Origin of the sequence: Nostoc sp. NZL (assembly GCF_015714705.1) — a bacterium.
GTDB classification, from domain to species: Bacteria; Cyanobacteriota; Cyanobacteriia; order Cyanobacteriales; family Nostocaceae; genus Nostoc; species Nostoc foliaceum_A.
Genome location: NZ_WBKL01000172.1, coordinates 16,078 through 39,293, shown reverse-complemented (window position 1 = coordinate 39,293; position 23,216 = coordinate 16,078). Strand labels below are relative to the sequence as shown.

General features: G+C 41.9%; 21 protein-coding genes, 1 other RNA gene and 2 pseudogenes. 18 read left to right on the top strand and 6 right to left on the bottom strand.

What is annotated here, in order from left to right:
* Positions 1–19 precede the first annotated feature (19 nt).
* The 4 genes and pseudogenes from F8R90_RS25925 to F8R90_RS25910 all read right to left on the bottom strand — a co-directional run bounded on the left by F8R90_RS25925 (position 20) and on the right by F8R90_RS25910 (position 1,478).
* Positions 20–403 (bottom strand): barstar family protein, encoded by a 384-nt coding sequence (locus F8R90_RS25925; protein ID WP_196513060.1) that lies wholly within the window; start codon positions 401–403, stop codon positions 20–22.
* A gap of 23 nt (positions 404–426) precedes the next feature.
* Positions 427–603 (bottom strand): ribonuclease domain-containing protein, encoded by a 177-nt coding sequence (locus F8R90_RS25920; protein ID WP_442946762.1) that lies wholly within the window; start codon positions 601–603, stop codon positions 427–429.
* Between the two features lie 55 nt (positions 604–658).
* A pseudogene (locus F8R90_RS25915) lies at positions 659–808 on the bottom strand (protein phosphatase 2C domain-containing protein); the annotation flags it as partial.
* Positions 809–830: 22 nt separating this feature from the next.
* Positions 831–1,478 (bottom strand): annotated as a pseudogene (locus tag F8R90_RS25910) (vWA domain-containing protein).
* Between the two features lie 260 nt (positions 1,479–1,738).
* Between F8R90_RS25910 and F8R90_RS25905 the strand changes: the two are divergent.
* The 12 genes from F8R90_RS25905 (at position 1,739) to ssrA (ending at position 11,301) form a co-directional block, all read left to right on the top strand.
* Positions 1,739–2,155 carry a XisH family protein gene (locus tag F8R90_RS25905; RefSeq protein WP_196513058.1) on the top strand — a complete coding sequence of 139 codons (417 nt, stop codon included), beginning with the start codon at positions 1,739–1,741 and terminating at the stop codon, positions 2,153–2,155.
* Positions 2,143–2,472, top strand: a complete 330-nt coding sequence (locus tag F8R90_RS25900) for a XisI protein (RefSeq protein WP_196513057.1) — start codon at positions 2,143–2,145, stop codon at positions 2,470–2,472. Before F8R90_RS25905 ends, F8R90_RS25900 begins: the two co-directional genes overlap by 13 nt.
* An 82-nt stretch (positions 2,473–2,554) precedes the next feature.
* Positions 2,555–3,736 carry a class I SAM-dependent methyltransferase gene (locus F8R90_RS25895; protein ID WP_196513056.1) on the top strand — a complete coding sequence of 394 codons (1,182 nt, stop codon included), beginning with the start codon at positions 2,555–2,557 and terminating at the stop codon, positions 3,734–3,736.
* Positions 3,737–4,242: 506 nt separating this feature from the next.
* Positions 4,243–4,725, top strand: a complete 483-nt coding sequence (locus F8R90_RS25890; RefSeq protein WP_196513055.1) for an ATP synthase subunit I — start codon at positions 4,243–4,245, stop codon at positions 4,723–4,725.
* Between the two features lie 60 nt (positions 4,726–4,785).
* Positions 4,786–5,547, top strand: a complete 762-nt coding sequence (atpB, locus tag F8R90_RS25885) for a F0F1 ATP synthase subunit A (RefSeq protein WP_012411161.1) — start codon at positions 4,786–4,788, stop codon at positions 5,545–5,547.
* A gap of 152 nt (positions 5,548–5,699) precedes the next feature.
* The gene (atpE, locus tag F8R90_RS25880) at positions 5,700–5,945 is read left to right on the top strand and encodes an ATP synthase F0 subunit C (RefSeq protein ID WP_012411162.1); all 246 of its coding nucleotides are present in this window, start codon (positions 5,700–5,702) and stop codon (positions 5,943–5,945) included.
* Positions 5,946–6,128: 183 nt separating this feature from the next.
* Positions 6,129–6,560: a F0F1 ATP synthase subunit B' gene (locus F8R90_RS25875; RefSeq protein WP_190894666.1), complete on the top strand. Its 432-nt coding sequence runs from the start codon at positions 6,129–6,131 to the stop codon at positions 6,558–6,560.
* A 167-nt stretch (positions 6,561–6,727) separates the two neighbouring features.
* The gene (locus tag F8R90_RS25870) at positions 6,728–7,300 is read left to right on the top strand and encodes a F0F1 ATP synthase subunit B (RefSeq protein ID WP_196513054.1); all 573 of its coding nucleotides are present in this window, start codon (positions 6,728–6,730) and stop codon (positions 7,298–7,300) included.
* Positions 7,297–7,851: an ATP synthase F1 subunit delta gene (gene atpH / locus F8R90_RS25865; RefSeq protein ID WP_196513053.1), complete on the top strand. Its 555-nt coding sequence runs from the start codon at positions 7,297–7,299 to the stop codon at positions 7,849–7,851. Before F8R90_RS25870 ends, atpH begins: the two co-directional genes overlap by 4 nt.
* A 209-nt stretch (positions 7,852–8,060) precedes the next feature.
* The gene (gene atpA, locus F8R90_RS25860) at positions 8,061–9,581 is read left to right on the top strand and encodes a F0F1 ATP synthase subunit alpha (protein WP_196513052.1); all 1,521 of its coding nucleotides are present in this window, start codon (positions 8,061–8,063) and stop codon (positions 9,579–9,581) included.
* A gap of 96 nt (positions 9,582–9,677) precedes the next feature.
* Positions 9,678–10,625 carry a F0F1 ATP synthase subunit gamma gene (locus F8R90_RS25855; RefSeq protein WP_196513051.1) on the top strand — a complete coding sequence of 316 codons (948 nt, stop codon included), beginning with the start codon at positions 9,678–9,680 and terminating at the stop codon, positions 10,623–10,625.
* 286 nt (positions 10,626–10,911) lie between these two features.
* Positions 10,912–11,301, top strand: a transfer-messenger RNA (tmRNA) gene (gene ssrA / locus F8R90_RS25850).
* A 148-nt stretch (positions 11,302–11,449) separates the two neighbouring features.
* Here the strand turns inward: ssrA and F8R90_RS25845 are convergent.
* Complete coding sequence (locus F8R90_RS25845) at positions 11,450–11,905, bottom strand: helix-turn-helix domain-containing protein (RefSeq protein ID WP_190894670.1); 456 nt, start codon at positions 11,903–11,905, stop codon at positions 11,450–11,452.
* Between the two features lie 1,122 nt (positions 11,906–13,027).
* On the opposite strand from F8R90_RS25845, the gene F8R90_RS25840 reads away from it, so the two are divergent.
* From F8R90_RS25840 to F8R90_RS33145, 5 genes are all read left to right on the top strand, one after another.
* Positions 13,028–14,746, top strand: a complete 1,719-nt coding sequence (locus F8R90_RS25840; protein ID WP_196513076.1) for a diflavin flavoprotein — start codon at positions 13,028–13,030, stop codon at positions 14,744–14,746.
* Between the two features lie 126 nt (positions 14,747–14,872).
* Entirely contained in the window at positions 14,873–16,585 is a 1,713-nt protein-coding gene (locus F8R90_RS25835) for a diflavin flavoprotein (protein WP_196513050.1), read from the top strand.
* 422 nt (positions 16,586–17,007) lie between these two features.
* On the top strand, positions 17,008–18,123 hold the full coding sequence (locus F8R90_RS25830; RefSeq protein ID WP_230966883.1) for a hypothetical protein: 1,116 nt from the start codon (positions 17,008–17,010) through the stop codon (positions 18,121–18,123).
* 374 nt (positions 18,124–18,497) lie between these two features.
* On the top strand, positions 18,498–18,674 hold the full coding sequence (locus tag F8R90_RS25825; RefSeq protein WP_196513049.1) for a hypothetical protein: 177 nt from the start codon (positions 18,498–18,500) through the stop codon (positions 18,672–18,674).
* A 224-nt stretch (positions 18,675–18,898) separates the two neighbouring features.
* Entirely contained in the window at positions 18,899–19,078 is a 180-nt protein-coding gene (locus F8R90_RS33145) for a hypothetical protein (RefSeq protein WP_230966875.1), read from the top strand.
* A gap of 20 nt (positions 19,079–19,098) precedes the next feature.
* Here the strand turns inward: F8R90_RS33145 and F8R90_RS25820 are convergent, their stop codons facing one another.
* Positions 19,099–20,391: a dicarboxylate/amino acid:cation symporter gene (locus tag F8R90_RS25820; RefSeq protein ID WP_196513048.1), complete on the bottom strand. Its 1,293-nt coding sequence runs from the start codon at positions 20,389–20,391 to the stop codon at positions 19,099–19,101.
* 193 nt (positions 20,392–20,584) lie between these two features.
* Between F8R90_RS25820 and F8R90_RS25815 the strand changes: the two genes are divergently transcribed.
* Positions 20,585–23,215: a DNA polymerase III subunit alpha gene (locus F8R90_RS25815; RefSeq protein WP_196513047.1), complete on the top strand. Its 2,631-nt coding sequence runs from the start codon at positions 20,585–20,587 to the stop codon at positions 23,213–23,215.
* Position 23,216 lies beyond the last annotated feature (1 nt).

Genomic DNA, 23,216 nt, shown 5'->3' with positions numbered 1-23,216 from the left:
GTTTAAAGCCTAAATTGAGCTATTTGTTTATAGTTAAAAAATTCAGAGTTATATTATTAGCTTCCCAGTATTCTTTAGCTGAATTTAAAATATCCAATGCTATTTGGTACTGTGTCGGTTCAGCTTGAGCAAATATATCGGCATGGTCATACAATATGACGTATCTCTCAGCCGGACACCATGTTAAATCGGTGATACATTCATCAAAAGCATCCCAATTAGCACCAAAGTATGTAGGAAATTGCATAGCTTCAGCAGCTTTACTTAAAAATGTTTCTTTGCTATTAATTTTTTTACCATCAAGATAAAAAACTTTAGTTCCTGGTTCTGCGGCTATTTGTTCCACTGCTTCACGTATGCCTTGTTTTACATCTATTGACGAAAAGTTTAGAAATTCACTCATATGTTCCTCCTTACTTATCACTACTAGTAGATGACTGCTTGAAAGCTATTGTAGTGATCAGCAGTATAATAAAGTTCGGCATTTTGCCCAGTAATCAGACGACGACTACCTCTATCTGTTGATCCGGGAGTTGGTACTGTGTACTCTCTGTAATATCCTCGCGGTTGTGGTGGCAGTAATCCTTCAAGGTTTTTGAACACAATGCCATCTTTGCTATGAGGGTAAGAACCGCCTACGGAAATAAGATTGATAGTAGTCAGAATATTTAGCACTACCAGCACCATCAGCAACAGCACCTACAATCACATCATCCAAGATGCGATAATTTCCATAATCTTGACAAACTATCCCCTGTTTTTGATGACTTGTTCCAATCTCGGAACGTGCAACAGCTTTCCAATTCACAAAATTTCCTCTAACTAGTAATTTAACCCCATCCCATAGCTGGTAAAGCTACAGCCTGCCCTACTTTGCCACTAGAAACCCGTTTCATCGAAGTAGAAAGCCAGACAAACAACTCACGAAAATCTAAGCCATTTAGCATAACTGGTGGACGTTCAGGAGGAGAAATTTATTTGAGGATATTCATATCAGCACCCTGTACACCAACCGCAAAAAATGACAGTCGGCTTTGTGCTTCTGCTTCTCTCAACCTTTGCGCGGCTGGCTGCCAGGAGTCATTTGGCTCTCCGTCTGTAATCAAAAATACCCAAGGGCGATAATAGAGAATACCGTTGTCTTTATAAGTCTGTTTACGATTTTCTAGAAAATCTAAAGCATACTCAATCGCCGCACCCATTGGGGTTAAACCACCTACTTCCAATATAGGCGGTGTAAATTGGTCAATCGTCACAAAGTCTTGCGTGAGTTTAACTATGGGGCCAAACGTGATCATAGCCACTTCCACACTCAGCGATGCTTGAGAATCTTTTAGTACATCTGCTTTGAAAGCAGCAAGTCCTCGATTTAACTCTTGGATAGGCTGACCTGACATAGAGCCAGAAGTATCGAGTAACAGAATTACAGGGCAACGATTTTCTGGATTTTCAACGAATTCCGGCATTCCTACAGCCATTTAATGCTCCTTTGTAAGTAAATTTTTATACAAAATTATAATTAAGTTTATTAGATAATAAATACTTAAACAGTAGTGTTTTTACTGAAACGACTTCCCTAACTAAAATATATAGGCTGATGGCGATGTCTACGACGGGCTGCGCCTACGCAATTATTTGTATATCTGAAGTGTTCCGCATTCGCTAAACTCAGAATTGCTGCAATATTGCTCATGAAATGTCAGGCTCCCATACCGCTAGCGCAGATTTTACGATACCTATGCCTTCTAAAGATATATTTCATCAATCTGTCCGCATTGCTTTAGAAAAAGATGGTTGGATGATTACCCATGATCCACTGCATTTAAAAGTTGATGATATTGAATTTTTTGTGGATTTAGGAGCAGAAAGACTATTAGCAGCACAAAAACAAGGTCAAAAAATAGCTGTAGAAATTAAATCCTTTGTAGGTGCATCTGAAGTAACGGAATTTCATCTCGCTTTAGGTCAAACCCTGAATTATCGGCTAGCATTGAAAAAAGAAGAACCAGAACGCATTCTATATCTAGCTGTTAGCCAAGATACATACCAAGACTTTTTCTCACGTCAATTTATTCAAGATTCTTTAAAAGAATATCAAATTAAACTTTTAATATTTAATTCCTTAAGTCAAGACATTGTTTTATGGAAGGAATAAATTACTCTCAAATCATTCAAGACATCTTAAGTAACCATTCCGCTAATGACGTGGCTAATGGCACAGAAGTCCAATTGTTGTTTGACGCAGAACGCCATCATTATCAAGTCTTAAATATTGGCTGGAAAGAACAACGAAGAATTTATGGAGTCATCATTCATGTTGATATCAAAGACCAAAAAATTTGGATACAAAGAGATGGTACAGAAATCGGTATCGCTAATGAATTAATCGCTGCTGGTGTACCTAAAGAAGATATTGTATTAGGATTTCACGCTCCTTATAAACGCGAATTTACTGACTTTGCTGTTGGATAAATAGCAGGAAATAAGCAATAGTAATCTTTGCCCTAATGATCCACTATCCGCTAAACTCAGAAATGCTGCGTTATTCCTCATCATGTCCGATTCCCAAACCGTTAGTGCTGCTGTTGCCAAACTCTACAATACCTACCCCTTTCCGCCAGAAGCCTTGTTGGATGAACCACCTCCAGGCTACAACTGGCGCTGGAATTGGCTAGCCGCTCATAACTTCTGCACAGGTCAAAAACCCCAAAAGCAAGATATTCGGATTTTAGATGCAGGTTGCGGTACTGGTGTGGGTACAGAGTACTTGGTTCACCTCAATCCACAAGCTTCGGTTGTGGGAATTGATCTCAGTACTGGCGCTTTAGCTGTAGCAAAAGAACGTTGTCAGCGTTCAGGGGCTACCCGCGTTGAATTTCATCACCTCAGCTTGTTTGACGTGGAACAGCTACCGGGTGAGTTTGATTTAATCAACTGTGTCGGTGTTTTGCATCATACCTCCGATCCAATTCGCGGTATTCAAGCTTTGGCGAAAAAGTTAGCCCCAGGCGGCTTAATGCACATTTTTGTGTATGGGGAGTTGGGACGCTGGGAAATTCAACTCATGCAAAAAGCGATCGCACTTCTGCAAGGTGATAAAAAAGGCGACTACCGTGATGGTGTCCAAGTCGGACGACAAATATTTTCTTCTCTACCAGAAAATAACCGAATTGTCAAATACGATAAGCAGCGTTGGTCATTAGAAAATCACAAGGATGAAAACTTTGCGGATATGTACGTTCATCCGCAAGAAATTGACTACAACATTGAGACGTTGTTTGAATTAATTGATGCTTCGGGATTGGAGTTTATTGGTTTCTCGAATCCGAGTTTCTGGGATTTGGAGAGACTTTTAGGCAAAGCACCCGAGTTAGTTGAACGGGCAAAAGATTTGAGCGATCGCCAGGTCTACCGCCTGATAGAATTACTAGATCCAGAAGTAACTCATTACGAGTTTTTCCTTGGTCGTCCTCCCTTAATCAAGTCCAACTGGTCAGACGATAACGCCCTATTGGCAGCCATTCCCGAACTTAATCCTTGTATTCAGGGATTTCCCAGTCAATGTTTCTTTAATTACGATTACCAGATTGTTAATTTATCTGTAGCAGAGTTTGAGTTTATGCAAAGATGTGATGCGAATTCAAGAGTGGCAGATATTTTAGCTGGTGGGCAACTCGGATTAGATGATGTAAGAAGGCTTCTTGAGCAGCAACTGATTTTATTGACACCTGTTTAATTACACTGCACTCTGTTACTGAGTTAATAAAAGCAATTTATACTCGTGGTGATGAGCGATCGCCTATCACCACTTTTGGCAAATTAATGTAAATTAAGAAAGTGCCCAAGAAACGGGGTATTGTACATTGCAAAAGTTGGAGTTTTCTGGGATTCAGCAGTGGTGCGATCTTTTATGACAAGCCGCTACTCTACGATTTCTGATTTGCGGTACGTCCATACGCTCTTCAAGCACCAGTTGATTTTATTGACACCGACTTAATTCAAACACCAAGATGTTATATAACGACTTTGGAGGAGAATTATTCATTCGAAAAAACTGAAATTGGAAGAAATTTTGAATTTCCAGGCAACAATTATTGATTATTCACTCTCACCCTCCCTCACATCATCAGCCGCTCTCTCGCTTCTGGGAGCGCGATTTACTGACTGTGTAACGTTGCCAAGAAGTTAATTGTTTTTTCCTAAAGTATTGTTACCGGATCGTGATATGATTCAGCTGACTGAATGTGCAGTCATCATAATTTAGCTGTACTGGTTTCAAGTCTCGTGAGCTTGTCAGACGAATCAATTGCGCCCACTCCGACAACGCAACAAGATGCTAAAACTGGTTCTGGAGACACAGAATCAGATAACTCTATGCAAGAGTTTTATCAACTCTTCCAGCGGTTGTTGGTAATCACGCTTGTCTTGACGGGGGTTATTTTTATCTCTGTGTGGATTTTTTATTCCTTAAACATTGCCCTAAATTATTTAATTGGGGCGTGTACAGGTGTGGTTTACTTAAAAATGTTGGCTAGAGATGTTGAGCAGCTCGGTAGTGAGAAAACCAGTTTGAGTAAAACTCGTTTTGCTCTATTTATGGGAGTGATGATCGTGGCAACTCAATGGCGTGAGCTACAGATTCTCCCCATATTTTTGGGATTTCTAACTTACAAAGCCACGCTCCTCGTCTATATGGTGCAAATTGCGTTCATTCCTGATTCTTAAAAAGTCAGGCTCACAAAGATAGTAATCCCATCCTCGCTTGTTGGGGAAAATGCTTGAAGAATGCAAATGCTTAGTGTCTTAAACGCCTTTAATTCTTTTCCCCTCGCCGAATTAGAAGTAGGACATCATTTCTACTGGCAGTTGGGCAATCTTAAAATTCATGGGCAAGTTTTTCTCACCTCATGGTTTGTGATTAGCATTTTAGTAGTGGCTTCAATAGCTGCTACTCGCAACGCACAAAGAATTCCCAAGGGCATCCAGAATTTGATGGAATACGCCCTAGAATTTATTCGTGATTTGGCCAAAAACCAACTTGGTGAGAAAGAGTACCGCCCTTGGGTGCCATTTATTGGCACATTGTTCTTGTTTATTTTCGTATCGAACTGGTCAGGTGCGCTAATTCCCTGGAAGCTCATCAAGCTACCTTCGGGCGAATTGGCAGCTCCCACCAATGACATCAATACGACTGTTGCATTGGCATTGCTAACCTCCTTAGCGTATTTTTACGCAGGTTTTAGCAAGCGGGGTTTAGGCTACTTTAAGAAATATATAGAGCCAACACCCGTTTTGTTGCCAATCGCAATTCTTGAAGATTTCACCAAGCCCCTCTCCCTAAGCTTCCGGCTATTTGGTAATATTTTGGCGGATGAATTGGTAGTCGCGGTGTTGGTGCTGCTAGTTCCTCTATTTGTACCTCTGCCTGTAATGGCGTTGGGTTTATTTACCAGTGCCATTCAAGCCCTGGTTTTCGCCACCCTCGCCGGAGCATACATTCATGAGGCAATGGAGGGACATGGTGGAGAAGAACATGAGGAGCATTAAACTTCTCAGCTGATAGCACAGTTCCAAGAGCATATTCGCTCAAAACATCGCAAAGCGCGATCGATCAAAGAACTCATGTGCAGCGTGAAAACCACGTTTCTAATCGTTAACGTACTTTTGTTAGTTTTGTAATCAAAGCAAGGAAAATCAACATGGATCCATTAGTTCAGGCTGCTTCAGTTCTCGCTGCTGCTTTAGCGATTGGTTTAGCTGCAATTGGCCCTGGTATTGGTCAAGGTAACGCTGCTGGACAAGCAGTAGAAGGTATTGCTCGTCAACCTGAAGCAGAAGGAAAAATTCGCGGTACTCTGCTATTAACCTTGGCATTCATGGAATCCTTGACTATCTATGGTCTGGTAATTGCCCTGGTATTGCTGTTCGCTAACCCCTTCGGTTAATACCTGAAAATTTTTGCGAGTGTGGAGACGTGAATCATCACGCCTCTACAATCAAAACGTTTTGGGTATCTCAATAGTTATAATGTTCAGTTGACCCTTGTTGGCTATGGGTCTCTAAAAATATGAAAGGTTGGATGACGTTGCTAGCCATGAAAACTGCTACTCCAGCCAAAGAGGAGACAAATGTTTGATTTCGATGCTACCTTGCCCTTCATGGCATTGCAATTCCTGCTATTGGCAGCTTTGTTGAATGCAATTTTCTATAAGCCACTGACCAAGGTACTAGACGATCGCGATAGTTACATCCGAACGAATACCCTTGAGGCGCGGGAGAGCTTGGCTAAAGCCGAGCGCTTGGCTACCGAATATGAGCAGCAACTCGCAGACGCTCGCAGACAATCGCAAGCTACCGTAGAAGCGGCTCAACTTGAAGCTAAGAAAATTACTGCCGAGAAAATAGCTGAGGCCCAAAAGGAAGCTCAGTCTCAACGAGAACAAGCTTCTGTTGAAATAGAACAACAAAAGCAAGAAGCTTTTCGCACCTTAGAGCAACAAGTTGATGCTCTAAGCAGGCAGATTCTAGAAAAACTATTGGGGCCAACTCCAGTTAGATAAGCTAACGAGATTGGTTCTGTGTAAAGCATACGCGCAACTGGGCCCTAGTCCAGAGCGCTTAATTAAGTGTCAAAAAAAGGCACTTTTTCCCTTCTGGGGAAAAGATACTTAAATTTCCTTTCCTTCGGAAAATACAACGTATTAGCAAGCGAGCAGCGCACTTGTAAATGGGTATCATGGGGACATTCTTATTACTTGCCGCAGAAGCGAACGCTGTTCACTCTGAATTGGCAGAAGGCGCAGCAGAAGGTGGTTTCGGTCTAAACCTAGACATTTTTGAAACCAATCTGATCAATCTAGCGATTCTGATTGGCATATTATTCTACTTCGGACGTAAGGTTTTAAGCAATATCCTGAACGAGCGACAATCCAATATTGCCACCGCAATTCAGGAAGCAGAAGGACGCTTAAAAGAGGCAAAGACTGCCCTTTCCCAAGCGCAAGAGCAGTTGAAGCAATCTCAGGCAGAGGCAGAACGCATCCGCCAATCTGCCGTAGAAAACGCCCAAAAGGCGAAAGAAGCCTTGTTGGCGAAGGCAGTGCAAGACGTAGAACGCTTAAAACAAACAGCAGCAGCAGATTTAAACACCGAAACAGAGCGAGCGATCGCTCAACTGCGGCAACGGGTAGCTACACTAGCATTGCAAAAAGTCGAATCGCAACTCAAAAGCGGGATTGCCGACGATGCTCAACAAAGTTTAATTGATCGTAGCATCGCACAACTGGGAGGCAATGTATGACAAGTCAGGTAGCGGCAGCCGAAGTAGCCCAACCCTACGCACAGGCACTTTTGTCAATAGCGCAATCGAAAAATTTGACAGAAGAGTTCGGGGAAGATGCGCGTACTTTCCTGGGACTGCTCAGAGCAGACAAACAGCTACACAACTTCTTCAGCAACCCGTTTATTCAAGCTGAGAACAAAAAAGCTCTCATCAAACAAATACTCGGTGAAGGCTCTAACGCCTACTTACGCAACTTTTTGTTGGTACTAGTAGACAAACGCCGCATTGCATTCTTGGAATCTATTTTTCAACAATATCTGGCGCTGTTGCGGCAGCTGAATCAAACCGTATTAGCGGAAGTAGTTTCAGCCGTTCCCCTCACAGAAGCTCAACAGCAGGCGATCACAGAAAAGGTGATTGCCATAACTAATGCTCGCCAGGTAGAACTAGAAACCAAGGTAGACAGTGAGTTAATTGGTGGTGTGATCATTAAAGTAGGTTCGCAGGTAATTGACGCCAGTATCCGGGGTCAGTTGCGCCGCCTTTCATTGCGCTTAACTAATAGCTAGAAAGTTAGGAGTTAGAGAGACGCGATTAATCGCGTACAAAAGTTAAGAGTAGAGACGCGATTAATCGCGTCTGTACAGTTAGGAGTTAAGTAAATAGTAATTTATTTTGACTTTTAACTTGTAATTTTTGCATTTTTAACTCATCACTCCTAACTCTTAACTCCTAACTGAATTCATTTTTCCGTCTCGAAAGCAAACAAGATAGACACATGAGCATATCAATTAGACCTGACGAAATTAGCAGCATTATTCAACAACAAATCGAGCAATACGATCAAGAGGTCAAAGTTGCTAACGTTGGTACCGTCCTACAAGTAGGTGACGGTATTGCCCGGATCTATGGTCTGGAAAAGGCTATGGCTGGGGAACTCTTAGAATTTGAAGATGGCACAATTGGCATCGCCCAAAACTTAGAAGAAGACAACGTGGGCGCGGTGTTGATGGGTGAAGGGCTGGAAATTCAAGAAGGTAGTTCTGTAACCGCTACTGGTAGAATTGCTCAGATTCCAGTAGGAGAAGCCTTAATTGGAAGAGTTGTAGACGCTTTAGGTCGTCCCATCGATGGTAAGGGAGACATCAAATCCTCAGAAAGCCGTTTGATTGAATCTCCAGCGCCTGGTATCATTGCTCGTCGGTCTGTACACGAACCCATGCAAACGGGGATTACAGCTATTGACTCAATGATTCCCATCGGTCGCGGTCAACGGGAATTGATTATTGGCGATCGCCAAACCGGCAAAACTGCGATCGCGATCGACACAATCATCAACCAAAAAGAAGAAGATGTAATTTGTGTATACGTTGCGATCGGTCAAAAGGCTTCCACCGTAGCTAACGTGGTGCAGACATTGCAAGAAAAAGGCGCGATGGATTACACCATCGTTGTCGCAGCTAGTGCCAGTGAACCAGCAACCCTACAATACCTAGCTCCTTACACAGGCGCAACTATTGCTGAGTACTTTATGTACAAAGGCAAAGCTACCCTGGTAATTTATGATGATCTCTCCAAGCAAGCCCAAGCTTATCGCCAAATGTCCCTGCTGCTACGTCGCCCACCCGGACGCGAAGCTTACCCCGGAGATGTATTCTACATTCACTCTCGTTTGTTAGAAAGAGCCGCAAAGCTAAGTGACGAATTAGGTAAAGGCAGCATGACCGCCCTACCAATCATCGAAACTCAAGCTGGTGACGTTTCGGCATACATCCCCACAAACGTAATTTCCATTACCGATGGTCAGATATTCCTGTCTTCTGACTTATTTAACGCTGGTATCCGTCCAGCTGTGAACCCAGGTATTTCAGTATCCCGCGTGGGTTCTGCGGCGCAAACCAAGGCAATGAAAAAAGTTGCCGGTAAGATTAAATTGGAACTAGCCCAATTTGACGACCTGCAAGCCTTCGCTCAATTTGCTTCTGACTTAGATAAAGCCACTCAAGACCAGTTGGCACGGGGTCAACGGTTGCGCGAACTTCTCAAGCAGCCACAAAATTCGCCACTCTCAGTATACGAGCAAGTAGCAATTCTTTACGCTGGTATCAATGGTTACTTAGATGACGTTCCTGTAGATAAAGTCACAACCTTTACCCAAGGCCTGCGGGAGTACTTAAAAACTGGTAAAACCCAGTATGCCGAAGGAGTAAGAACCTCCAAAGCACTAGGTGATGCAGAAGAAGCTGCATTAAAGGAAGCACTTACCGAATACAAGAAGACCTTCAAAGCAGCAGCGTAATTAAAGTGAGGAGTGAAGAGTTAAGAGTTAAAAGTTAATGAAATACTCCTAGCTCTTAACTCCTAACTCCTAACTCCTAACTCCTAACTCAAGAATATGGCCAATCTAAAAGCAATACGCGATCGCATTCAGTCGGTCAAAAACACCAAAAAAATCACAGAAGCCATGCGTCTCGTAGCTGCGGCTAGAGTGCGTCGGGCGCAAGAACAAGTGCTAGCAACTCGCCCCTTTGCCGATCGCTTGGCACAAGTATTGTATGGTTTACAAAGTCGTCTGCGGTTTGAAGAAGCAAACCTGCCACTACTGAGAAAACGGGAAGTTAAGTCAGTCGGGCTATTGGTAATTTCAGGCGATCGCGGTCTATGCGGCGGCTACAATAATAACGTTATTCGTCGTGCAGAAAACCGCGCCAAAGAAATCAAGGCAGAAGGTTTAAACTATCAATTTGTGTTAGTCGGACGCAAATCTACGCAGTACTTTCAACGCCGCGATCAGCCAATTGATTCTACCTACAGCGGTTTAGAGCAAATCCCTACCGCAGCAGAAGCCAATCAGATTGCCGACCAACTACTTTCCTTGTTCCTTTCGGAAGAAGTAGACCGCATCGAATTAATCTATACCAGATTCCTTTCCTTGGTTAGCTCCCGTCCTGTGGTGCAAACCTTACTGCCCCTCGACCCGCAAGGTCTAGAAGCAGCCGATGATGAAATCTTCCGCTTGACAACCCGTGGCGGTAAATTTGAAGTCGAACGGGAGAAAGTGACTAGCCAAGTCCGCCCGTTGGCTCCTGACATGATTTTCGAGCAAGATCCAGTGCAGATTCTCGATTCTTTGTTGCCCCTGTATCTGAGTAACCAGCTATTGCGAGCGCTGCAAGAATCGGCAGCTAGTGAACTAGCAGCGCGGATGACAGCCATGAGTAATGCCAGTGAAAATGCTGGTGAACTGATTAACACGCTTACACTTTCTTACAACAAAGCCAGACAAGCTGCTATTACCCAAGAACTCCTTGAGGTTGTAGGTGGTGCTGAAGCACTAACTTAGGGTATAGCTAATTATTTATTTGTAGTGCGTTGTAATATATAGCCAATTGCTAATCTTAAAATAATTAGCAATTGGCTATTTTTAGTATTTGGGACTTTTAACTAGATGACATTGACGGTATATGGGTCATTATGTACTGAGGTTTATCAACAAACTATACTGTTGGTATAGAGCCAAGTTCATATAAAGATACCCTGTGTTTCTCAGCAGCACTGGCATGAACCAAAATTTTTGTCTAGCAACACATTTCAAAAATTGCGTATTATAATTAGATTATGAAGCGCATGGGTCCGTCACGGTTTCGACAGGTTGGCGAACGCTGCTCTGTGATTCAGGTCGAGAGTGAGTCTCCTCTCGAAAATCAAAGGCTCAAACAAAAAGTAAATGCGAATAACATCGTTAACTTTGCTCGTAAGGATGCTCTAGTAGCTGCCTAAACACCTCTTATAGGTTCGAGCGTCTTTAGTTTGACTCCGTTAAGGACTGAAGACCAACCCCCAACGGATGCTCTAGCAAGCGTTCTCTGGTTGGCTTGCTGGCTAAGATTAAATCAGAGCATCCTACGTTCGGGATAATGAACGATTCCCGCCTTGAGGGTCAGAAAGGCTAAACCTGTGAATGAGCGGGGGGTCAATACCCAATTTGGACAGCAGTTCGACTCTGCTCGGATCCACTAAGAATAAATAACAAGTCCACCAAACAGTTTAATGTTTAGGTGGATTTTGTTTTATTACGTTTATTATGCAAAACCGTCCCTCTTTGACGGGCAAGAGGGACAGACTTGAACTAAAGTTCAAAGTAGGGAGAGGTTTATAGAACTCACGTTAATTATTCTGCTCCTGGGGTTGTTTGCGTGTGCTTCCAAACCTCCTTCCCCTTTTTTTAAGTACCCGTCGCAATCGGTCTGCACTCAAGTTTACTTGACGCTCAGATGCCAGTTTTTTTGCTAATTGTTTAGAGTTATAAGTTTGTGACTCTTGAGCTAAACAATTTTCTAGATAAACCAAATCTGATTCTGAATATCGGGGTTTTCCTCCTCGGCCAGGAGCATCCCACAGACCTGCTAAACCCATCTTTTCCCAGCGATGAAGAGTTTGACGTACTGTTGAAATCGCCCAGTTCAAGCCTTTAGCAATTTGCTCATTTTTTAAGCCGCGAGTATTCAGCAGTAAAACTTGAGCACGATCCTTGGTACGTTGAGGAACATCTTTGGCTTTTCTCAACTCTTCTAAAGTCAGCTTTTCTTCTTTAGTTAGAAAGACTTTTAATCGGCATCCCATAAACAATAACCTTTTGCACAGTCAATTTTTGCTATTTTTATGTCTATTCACGCCTATATACTTGATTACTTACGTATTTAACAACACATTCTAGAAACTTAACTACAAGTATTAAGAATGCCAACGTATAGAAGGCTGGTACGTAAGAAGCGTTGGCTTGAGAACACTATCAATAAGTTAGGCACATCAGAAATGGCACCATTAGCCTGTATAGACAGGTTTATTGGAAGCTATGAGATATAAGGATTTATTGGCGTTGTCCTGATTAATGTTTAAAGTCGATAATAAAGGAATGTATCATTAAAATTATTAGATTACTCGTATGGTTACGGAGTTTTATCGAAACTTTAAAAATGATTTTTACGCTAATTTTCATTTGGATGAGCAGAAAAATATATACAAGCCTAGTTCCTTTTTATTCAACTCGCCTCTGGAAGTTTGCTTTGATTATCTCCATAATAAATATCTGCTTTCTCGACTTCATATAAAGTTTATATTTTACGTAACAAGATTCTTGTTTGAGACAAAAATGTATTCAATACTCATTGGGAAAAGCAGGTTTAATAGCTTAGTAGATGTGGGTTAGAAAGTAGATGAATTTACCTTACTTTTCCTACTTTTCCCACCTTTCCTACTTTTCCCACCTTTCCTACTTGTTTATCAGTGAGGATCTTAAAAAACTAATTTTTTATGATTTTTATCTAAATATATTTTTTTAAGATACTTGTTTTGTGATCGCCTAAAATTTGCGCCACAATTCCAAAATCTCCTTGTAACCCTGGTATGTCCTCAGATTCATAAGTCATTCTCAAAAACGAAGGTTACTATAACAGTCCTGGATGTGTAATATTTTCTTAAGCTTTAATTATCAAATAATATGATGATTCTAAAGCTTTTGAATTAGGATAAAATTAGATAAATGGCAAAAATAAATACCCAGTAAATGTTTAGAATAAATTAATATTTAGTATTTTTTCTGAGTCATATTTTTTGCTAAAAAACAGCAATAATTGATACAAGTTAAATTTTGCAAAAACTGATATTCATTACAACTTAAACAAAAAATAATAGGGACAATGGGTGCAGAAGAAAAACCTGTTAATTTGCGCTCGGAGACGAATAATGGTAGCGATCGCAGAGAACGTTCAGCATCGGTTAACTATACAAACTGTAGAAATTGCCCCTAACACAACAGCGATTCGCTCTCTTGATTGGGATCGCGATCGCTTCGATATCGAATTCGGACTGCAAAACGGCACAACCTACAATTCATATCTAATTAGGGGTGAACAAACAGTTCTGATTGATACTTCTCACCAGAAGTTTCGCGATCTGTATTTAGAGACTCTAAAAGGTCTTGTCAATCCCAAAACAATTGATTACATAATTGTTAGTCACACAGAGCCAGACCATAGCGGCTTGGTAGAAGATGTTCTTCAGTTAGCTCCTAGAGCAACCGTCTTAGCCTCAAAAGTTGCGCTTCAGTTTTTGGAAGGCTTAGTACACGATCCTTTTTCCAAGCGGGTTGTCAAAACTGGCGATCGCATAGATCTAGGCAAAGGACACGAAATGGAATTCGTGAGTGCGCCTAACCTGCACTGGCCGGATACAATCTTTAGCTTTGACCGCAAAACCCAAATTCTCTACACTTGTGATGCTTTTGGGATGCATTTTTGTGACGATCGCACCTTCGACGAAGATTTAGAAGCGATCGAAGCTGATTTTAGATTTTACTACGACTGCTTGATGGGCCCTAACGCTCGTTCGCTGCTGAATGCCATGAAGCGGATGGGCGATCTCGGCAAGATTAATATTATCGCTAATGGTCACGGGCCATTATTACACCACCATTTAGATGTTTTAACCGGGTGCTACGAAAATTGGAGCCAAAAACAAGCTAAAGCAGAAACAACTGTTGGCTTGTTTTTTGTCTCAGATTATGGGTATGGTGAGCGCCTTGGTCACGCAATTGCCGAAGGTATCCTGAAAACTGGCATTGGGGTAGAAGTACTGGATCTAAGTACTGCTGAGAGCCAAGAAATTCAAGAATTAGCCGGGAGAGCAGCTGGCATCATTATCGGTATGCCTCCAACTACTTCTGCCGCCGCCCAAGCTAGTATCAGCTCGGTGCTAGCTGTCGCCAAGAACAAGCAACTGATTGGGCTGTTTGAATGTTACGGTGGGGATGATGAACCCATTGATACACTCCGCAGACAATTCCTCAACTCTGGCATCAAAGAAGCCTTCCCAGCTATTCGGATTAAAGAGGCTCCCACTGCATCGACATTCCAGTTGTGTGAAGAAGCGGGTAAAGACATTGGACAATTGCTGGTGCGCGATCGCAACATCAAGCAAATCAAGTCCCTCGATGTCAACATGGAAAAGGCATTGGGTCGGATTAGTAGTGGACTGTATATAGTCACTACTAAAAAAGATAATGCCTCAAGCGCAATGCTGGCATCCTGGGTAACGCAAGCCAGTTTGCAACCCTTAGGATTGACAATTGCCGTTGCTAAAGACCGCGCCATTGATTCCTTAATGCAAGTAGGCGATCGTTTCGTCCTCAACGTTTTGGAAGAAGGCAATTATCAGGAATTGAAAAAGCACTTTCTCAAGCGCTTGCATCCCGGTGCTGACCGATTTGCTGGGGTGAAAACTCAAACCGCGAAAAACGGTTCCCCAATTCTAACTGATGCTCTGGCATACATGGAATGTGAAATACAGAGCAGCATGGAATGCAGCGACCACTGGATTTTATACTGCACCGTCCAAGAAGGTCGTGTCTCCAAAAACGATGGACTGACAGCCGTTCGCCATCGCAAAGTAGGTAATTACTACTAAGAAAGAGGCAAGAGGTAACAGGAAACAGGGGACAGAAAAGAAAACTATCCCCTGTTTCCTATGATCTATACCCCATAACCTATTCCCTGTTCCCTATTCCCTGTTCTCAAACTTTACCCAACAGCTATGACCAATTCCAAGCCACGCGACGTACAAGTTCTACCAATTGCTACAAATACTAAGGCGATCAGAGCACGTAGTTGGTCACGTCTGCGGTTTGAAATTGAATACGCACTTGAAAGAGGTACTACCTCCAATTGCTATTTAATTGAAGCTGATAAAACCGCACTTATTGATCCACCGCCAGAAAGCTTTACCGAAATTTATTTAGAGGCATTGCGGCAGACTTTAGATTTGCAACATTTGGATTATATAATCCTGGGACATTTTAATCCCAACCGAGTTGCAACCATCAAAGCAATTTTAGAACTGGCACCACAGGTAACTTTTGTCTGTTCTCTTCCCGGTGCGAACAATTTGCGTGCTGCTTTCCTAGAGCAAGATTTGAAAGTCTTGGTGATGCGGGGGAAAGAAACTCTGGATTTAGGGAAAGGTCATGTTTTAAAATTCTTCCCCACTCCCAGCCCACGTTGGCCGGAAGGACTTTGTACCTACGATCAACAAACCCAAATTCTCTACACAGATAAGTTATTTGCAACTCATCTCTGTGGTGATGAAGTGTTTGATGATAACTGGGAAGCGCTCAAAGAAGACCAGCGTTACTACTTTAACTGCCTGATGGCTCCCCAAACTCCTCATGTGCAAGCAGCTTTGGAGAAAATATCAGATTTGCAGGTGAGAATGTATGCTGTGGGTCACGGGCCCTTGGTACGCACCAGCTTAATCGAACTCACCAAAGCTTATGCAGAGTGGAGCCGTTCTCACAACGATCGCGAGATTTCCGTTGCCCTACTTTACGCTTCAGCTTACGGAAATACAGCGACTTTAGCACAAGCGATCGCTCTGGGACTAACTAAAGGTGGAGTCGCAGTCAAATCGATTAACTGCGAATTTGCTACCCCTGATGAAATTCGCATCAACCTAGCACAGTCAGAGGGTTTTATCATCGGTTCTCCTACCATCGGTGGTCATGCGCCAACTCCCATTCATACTGCTTTAGGAATTGTGCTATCGAGTGGTGACAACAGCAAACTCGCTGGAGTCTTTGGATCTTATGGCTGGAGTGGCGAAGCATTTGACTTAATTGAAGGTAAACTCCGGGATGCTGGATATCGCTTTGGCTTTGACACCCTGAAGGTCAAGTTTAAACCTGATGATGTCACTCTCAAGTTCTGTGAAGAACTAGGTACAGACTTTGCCCAAGCACTGAAAAAAGCTAAAAAGGTACGCGTACCACAACAAGCTGCGACTCCAGTGGAACAGGCTGTTGGTCGGATCGTTGGTTCCGTATGCGTAATCACAGCTAAACAAGGAGAAGTCTCTACCGCAATGTTAGGCGCTTGGGTTTCTCAAGCCACCTTTAACCCACCCGGAATAACTGTTGCGATCGCCAAAGACCGAGCGATCGAATCCTTGATGTATCCAGGCGGTAAGTTTGCCTTAAATATCTTACCTGAAGGCAATCACCAAGATTACATGAAGCATTTCCGTAAATCTTTCGCGCCTGGGGAAGACCGATTTGCCAACTTTAGTACAGCAGTTGCGGATAACGGCTGTACCGTCCTTACCGATGCATTAGCATATTTGGAATGCTCAGTCAATCAACGTCTGGAATGTGGCGACCATTGGGTTGTGTATGCAACTGTGGACGAAGGTAAATTACTCAAGCCTGATGCTGTTACTGCTATCAACCATCGTAAAACTGGTACTCATTACTAACTCTTTGTAGGTACTCTCTAACTTAAGAGATGAGCCTGTAATCCAACTCTAGCAGCATTTTTGCTACTTAGCGATGTCTGCTAGAGATACAATCAACCGCGCCAGATGTCTGTACATCTGAATAAATCCACCTACACATGAGAGTGAGAGGTGGATTCATTTTTTTCTATAAACAAGGTTTTGAGGTAAGAGTGCGTTCTGCTGGTCAGGGATGTCTGCTAGAAACCATGAGGGAAAATCCTGTATTTAATGCGTTTAGAAATAACAGCAACGGCAGAACTGACGTATCTACATGATAAATTCATACTTTTTTTAGAATAAATTTACACTTATTTAGTGAAGAATTTAGGCAGTGCAAAATATGATTAAGCGGAGGTTATGAAAATTTTAAAATCTGATCTTATCAGTAAATATAATTTTTCATGACTAAGCGAGAAAATTTATTACATTTAGCCAGTGAAAATAAGGAGATATTATTGATTAGGCAAATAGACGCGCAAAGTTTCGAGCTTAAGCCGCTTGGGAAGTACTTGATTGAAGCTGAACTAATTACTCCAGATGAATTAGATACAGCACTCAAGACACAAAAGTTGAGTGGTGAGCAATTGGGAAAAATTTTGGCGATGCATGGTTTTGTTAAGCAGCAAACCATTGAGTACTTCATGTCAAACGTTGTATTGCCAGAGCGATGCAAAATCCTGAAAAACCAGTCTTATTCAGATAATGGTAAGAGAAATTACCTATCTGTAGTTGAGTCAACGAGTTCTACAAAACCAGAAGATGCGATCGCGGCGTTGCAATCATCACATAAATTAAAAGTATATCTTTCTGCCAACAAAACACTCAAATTCCTTCTTGGTGTGGTATTGTGCTTTGCTCTCGTCAGTCTTTTTGCTAATTACAATGTCTACTATCTACCTGACTTTCCTGGGAGGGATACTTTTAGACTTCTATTCGACCTCAACAGCGAGGAAAATATTCCTACAATTTACTCTGGAGGAGCTTTACTATTTTGTTCTATTTTACTGGAGATTATCTTCCAAGCTCAAAAGTTAGCTAAAAAGAAAGATTTCTGGTCATGGAGAGGATTGTCAATAGTCTTTGCTGGTTTGTCGTTAGACGAATTGATCGGTTTTCATGAAAGACTAACTGCACCACTGCAAAGTACATTCAATACCAGTGGTTTTCTTTACTACGCTTGGGTGATCGTGGGTGCTATCTTCGTACTCGGATTTTTGCTAGTGTTTGGTAAATTTGTCGCTACTCTTCCTAGCAAGACACGACGCTTATTTTTTATTGCTGGAACAATCTACGTAGCAGGTGCAATTGCTACTGAATTGGTAGGCGGATACTACGAATATTACTACACTCAAAGTAGCATGGTTTATGCCTTCATAACGACTATAGAAGAGGTACTAGAGATGGTAGGCATAATTATCTTTATTTATGCGCTATTGTCATACATAAATTGCAATATGAAAGGTATAGATATAGGAGTCCACATTAATAATTGTAGGAAGCAAAACCAGTGGACTTAGCTCAAAATATAGCCCAATACAATCTTTTAACCTTTTGTACTTAAAAAGAGAAACTTTTTGATAACTAGCAACTTGGGTTATTAGAAAAATTATCTTTTTGATTATTGGATGGGCATCTTGCCCGTCCCAGTTTTTTGTCGATATGAAAAGTACACCCAAGAAAATTTTACTTATCTATTAAATTATCAATCTTTAGAAAGACGGTCAAGATTTAATGGTCTTAGATTATACACAATATATTTTGTATTACAAAACCGTTTATTGTTTTAAAGGCACTCCGACAATACTCTGGTAAATTTCTGAAATGAAGAACTACTGGCTACGATCGCTAAGTTCATAACAGTCAGAGCATCAAGTCAAAGGTTGTTTCTGCCGTGCAACGAAATTTTCATTGCCTCAACGCCACATTACCCGATTTACTAACAGGCTACCGAGTTAAGATTCTGGATAGCAATGCGATCGCTTCCAAACATCTTTGCAACAGATGTATCGGCTTTAGGGGCGTACAGATGATGTACGCTTCTACGAACGTATCTGTAGCAGGAATATAGTGAAATTGTATGACTTTTCACAGGATGGGGAATCAGAAAAATGGTGTGTGCGATTTCAGTATTAAAGCGGAAACAACATTAATTCACTTGGTGAAATTCCGCAATTGCCACCAAGACAATTGCAAAAACGCAGTGTAGTCTTTAACTAGAAAAACAGTATCAGGCAGTTGCTAGACAAAATGCCAACTATGGCCACTAAACTTTTATAATATTTCGTTGTTCTTATGACTCCAAAACACACCAAGATTAATTTTCCCCTTTGGCAGTATCTGAACCAGCCCTTATTTAGTCACGATACTAAATTAGTATTGAATCCTCAACGCTTTGCATTGATCTGGCGTCTTCGACTTCTAGAACGCTGCTGGACTAAAGAATGTGATGCCAAAGGGCCTCAACAACATTAGATACCTTCAAAGCCGTCAAACTAAGCCTCGTTCTGTAGACGAGGCTTTTTGCCGTCAAGTAAAGCACTAACAGTCATGTCTCCCATGACATTAATCGCAGTGCGGCAGCGATCCAGAAACCAGTCCACAGTAACTAGCAAAGCTATGTACTGGGTAGGTAAGCCTACAGAAGTGAACACCAGTGTCATCGTTACCAGTCCAGCATTGGGAATATTTGCCGCACCTACAGATGCAAAAATCGAGGTCAGGATGACAATTAACTGCTGTCCCAGACTCAGATGTTGCCCAATCAGTTGGGAAATATACAACGCAGACATTGCTTCATAAAGGGCAGTGCCATCATTATTGAAATTTGCCCCTACTAATGCCCCCAAGGCAGCAGAAGATTCCCTTAAACCGACTTTTGTTTGCAAAACCTCAAAAGTTATGGGCATTGCCGCCGCAGAGGAAGAAGTTGAGAAAGCTGTCAAAAAAGCATCAGAACCGCCAGCTAGGAATTTTAGCGGGTCTACCCAAGAACCAAATTTTACTCTGGTGAGGTAGTAGCACGCCTGCAATACCAGCGCTAACAGCACCGCCACGATAAATGCACCCAAAGATTTAAACGGTGCGAATCCTTGCATAGCAACTGTTTTAGCAACAATCCCAAAGACTGCGAAAGGCACTAAGGCAATTACCCAGTTGAGAACGCGGACTACCGCTTCAAACAAAATCCCGATCACATCCTCTATCGGCTGGTATCCTATTTTCCCTTGGGCAATTTGTTCAGATTTTAATCCCCGCAGGACGATGCCAAAACTTAGGGCAATAACAATCAGTTGGATGACATTATTATCAACTAATGGCTTGAGGACAGCTTCCGGTACAGCATCTTTGAGTATTCCCCAAGGATCAAGACTCTGAGTAGTTATTTGTGTAGTTGTTGAGGTGGCTACATTGCCCCAAGTTCCCGGACGCAGTACATTCGCTACGAAAAGTCCCACCAAAATAGCTACAGTAGTGTTAGTTAAAAGTAGCACTGCCAGTCGCCGTCCGACTGTACCAGGGATATTCGTAGTCATTAAGGTATGCAGCACCGCTACCAGAATCAACGGCGTAGCTAGGGCGCGGAGAGCCTTTAGCACCAATTCAGCCGGAATTGCTAAATTGTTGATTAAGGTAGCATTGCTGGGATTGGGATTCCCCGCACCAAGGGCAATTCCAACACTGACTGCGGCTACTAGAGCGATGAGAATTTGCAATGTGAGAGGGATACGCTGCCACCAAGGGCGAGCTTTGGTTTCAGGCGAAGTAGTACTCTCTGTTTGACTCATTAGTTAGATGCTGATTAACTGCTGTAACTATTAAAACAACACTGATGACAGTGACAATTTCGGAAAAAGAACAGCTTTAATTTTGGGTAAAAACTGCTAATGTAATATTCCGTTGCTTTGCAAAATCTGGCTTGAAAGGGCATACCACAAGGTAGGCCCCTAGAGATATCTTGGCTTGTGGTTGGAGATGCTTATGTCCTTTGTTCCTTTACATATTCACAGTGACTACAGTCTACTTGATGGAGCAAGTCAGCTACCAGAGTTGGTGAATCAAGCGATCGCACTGGGGATGAAAGCGATCGCTCTTACCGATCATGGTGTCATGTATGGAGCTGTTGAACTGATCAAAATCTGCCGTAGTCAAAATATTAAGCCGATTATCGGCAATGAAATGTATGTAATTAACGGCGATATTGAGAAACAAGAACGCCGTCCTAAATATCATCAAGTTGTTTTAGCTAAAAATACCAAAGGTTACAAAAATTTAGTCAAATTAACCACAATTTCTCACCTCAAAGGTGTTCAAGGCAAAGGAATTTTTTCTCGTCCTTGTATTAATAAAGATTTACTCAAAGAATATCATGAAGGGTTGATAGTTACCAGTGCTTGCTTAGGTGGAGAAGTTCCCCAAGCTATTCTCAGTAATAGACCAGATGCAGCCCGGAAAGTTGCTCAGTGGTATAAAGATGTATTTGGTGATGATTATTATCTAGAAATTCAAGACCACGGCTCCCAAGAAGACAGAATTGTTAATGTTGAAATAGTTAAAATTGCTAGGGAGCTAGACATTAAAATTATTGCCACTAATGATTCTCATTTTATTTCTTGTTTTGATGTTGAAGCCCACGACGCTTTGCTATGTATTCAAACTGGCAAGCTAATTATTGAAGATAAACGGATGCGTTATAGCGGCACAGAGTATCTCAAATCTGGTGAGGAGATGCAGCAGCTATTTCGTGACCATTTGCCGGATGATGTAATTGCCGAAGCGATCGCCACTACTGAAGAAGTGGCCGATAAAGTCGAGCCTTACCATATTATGGGTGAGCCTCAGATTCCTACTCCCCCTATTCCCTCTGGTCATACTGCTGACACTTACGCCGAAGATGTTGCATGGAACGGACTTTTAGAACGATTAAATCGCAAATCTCGCCAGGAAGTTGATTCCGTCTATAAAGAAAGATTGGAATACGAACTGAAAATGATTCAGCAGATGGGTTTTTCCAAATACTTTTTAGTTGTATGGGACTACATCAAATTTGCTAGGGATAATAATATTCCTGTGGGGCCAGGTAGGGGTTCTGCGGCTGGTTCATTAGTTGCCTATGCAATGCGAATTACCAACATTGATCCTGTACATCATGGATTACTATTCGAGCGCTTTTTGAACCCAGAACGGAAATCTATGCCTGATATTGATACGGATTTCTGTATTGAACAACGGGATAAAGTTATTGAATATGTCACTGAGAAATATGGTGCGGATAGAGTTGCCCAAATTATTACTTTTAACCGTCTAACTTCTAAAGCAGTTTTGAAAGATGTCGCTAGAGTATTAAATATTCCCTATGGGGAAGCTGACAAAATGGCGAAATTAATTCCTGTGGTGCGAGGGAAACCAACGAAACTCAAGGTGATGGTTTCTGATAAAACTCCAGAACCAGAGTTTAAAGAGAAATATGATAAAGAACCCCATGTTCGCCATTGGCTTGATATGGCGATGCGAATTGAAGGAACTAACAAAACTTTTGGTGTTCATGCAGCAGGTGTGGTAATTTCTGCCGATCCACTTGATGAGATTGTGCCGTTACAAAAGAATAATGACGGTTCCGTGATTACCCAGTACTTCATGGAAGACCTGGAATCAATGGGTTTATTGAAAATGGACTTTCTGGGTTTACGGAACCTAACGTTGATTCAAAAAACCGTTGATTTGATTCAAGAAACGAGAGGATATCGGGTTGATCCTGATGAAATTCCCCGCCAAGAAAGAAAAGCCCAGAAGATATTAGCTAAAGGTGAACATAGCAGTTTACCAAAAGATGTCCAAAAAACTTATGAGTTATTAGAAGCCGGGGAGTTAGAAGGGATATTTCAATTAGAATCTTCTGGGATGCGTCAGATAGTGCGAGATTTGAAGCCTTCTAATATAGAAGATATTTCTTCGATTTTGGCACTTTATCGACCGGGGCCATTAGATGCGGGACTGATACCTAAATTTATTAACCGCAAACATGGGCGAGAAAAGATTGATTATCAACACCAAACTCTGGAACCAATATTAGACGAAACCTATGGAATTATGGTCTATCAAGAGCAAATCATGAAAATTGCTCAGGATATGGCTGGATATTCTTTAGGACAAGCTGACTTGCTGCGTCGGGCGATGGGTAAAAAGAAAGTTTCGGAGATGCAAAAGCAGCGAGAAAAATTCGTAGATGGTGCAGCTAAAAATGGTGTTCAGAAAAAAGTTGCGGATGAATTATTTGAGCAAATGTTAAAGTTTGCTGAATATTGTTTAAGCTATGACACGGAAATATTGACAGTAGAATATGGATTACTGCCGATTGGGAAAATTGTAGAAAAACGCATTGAATGTACTGTGTACAGCGTTGATAATAATGGAAATATTTACACGCAGCCCATAGCACAGTGGCACGATCGCGGCCAGCAAGAGATGTTTGAGTATTGTTTGGAAGATGGTTCATTGATTCGGGCAACAAAAGACCATAAATTTATGACTGTTGATGGTCAAATGTTGCCAATTGATGAAATATTTGAACGGGAATTGGATTTGATGCGGGTAGATGGTTTGCCGAATTGAG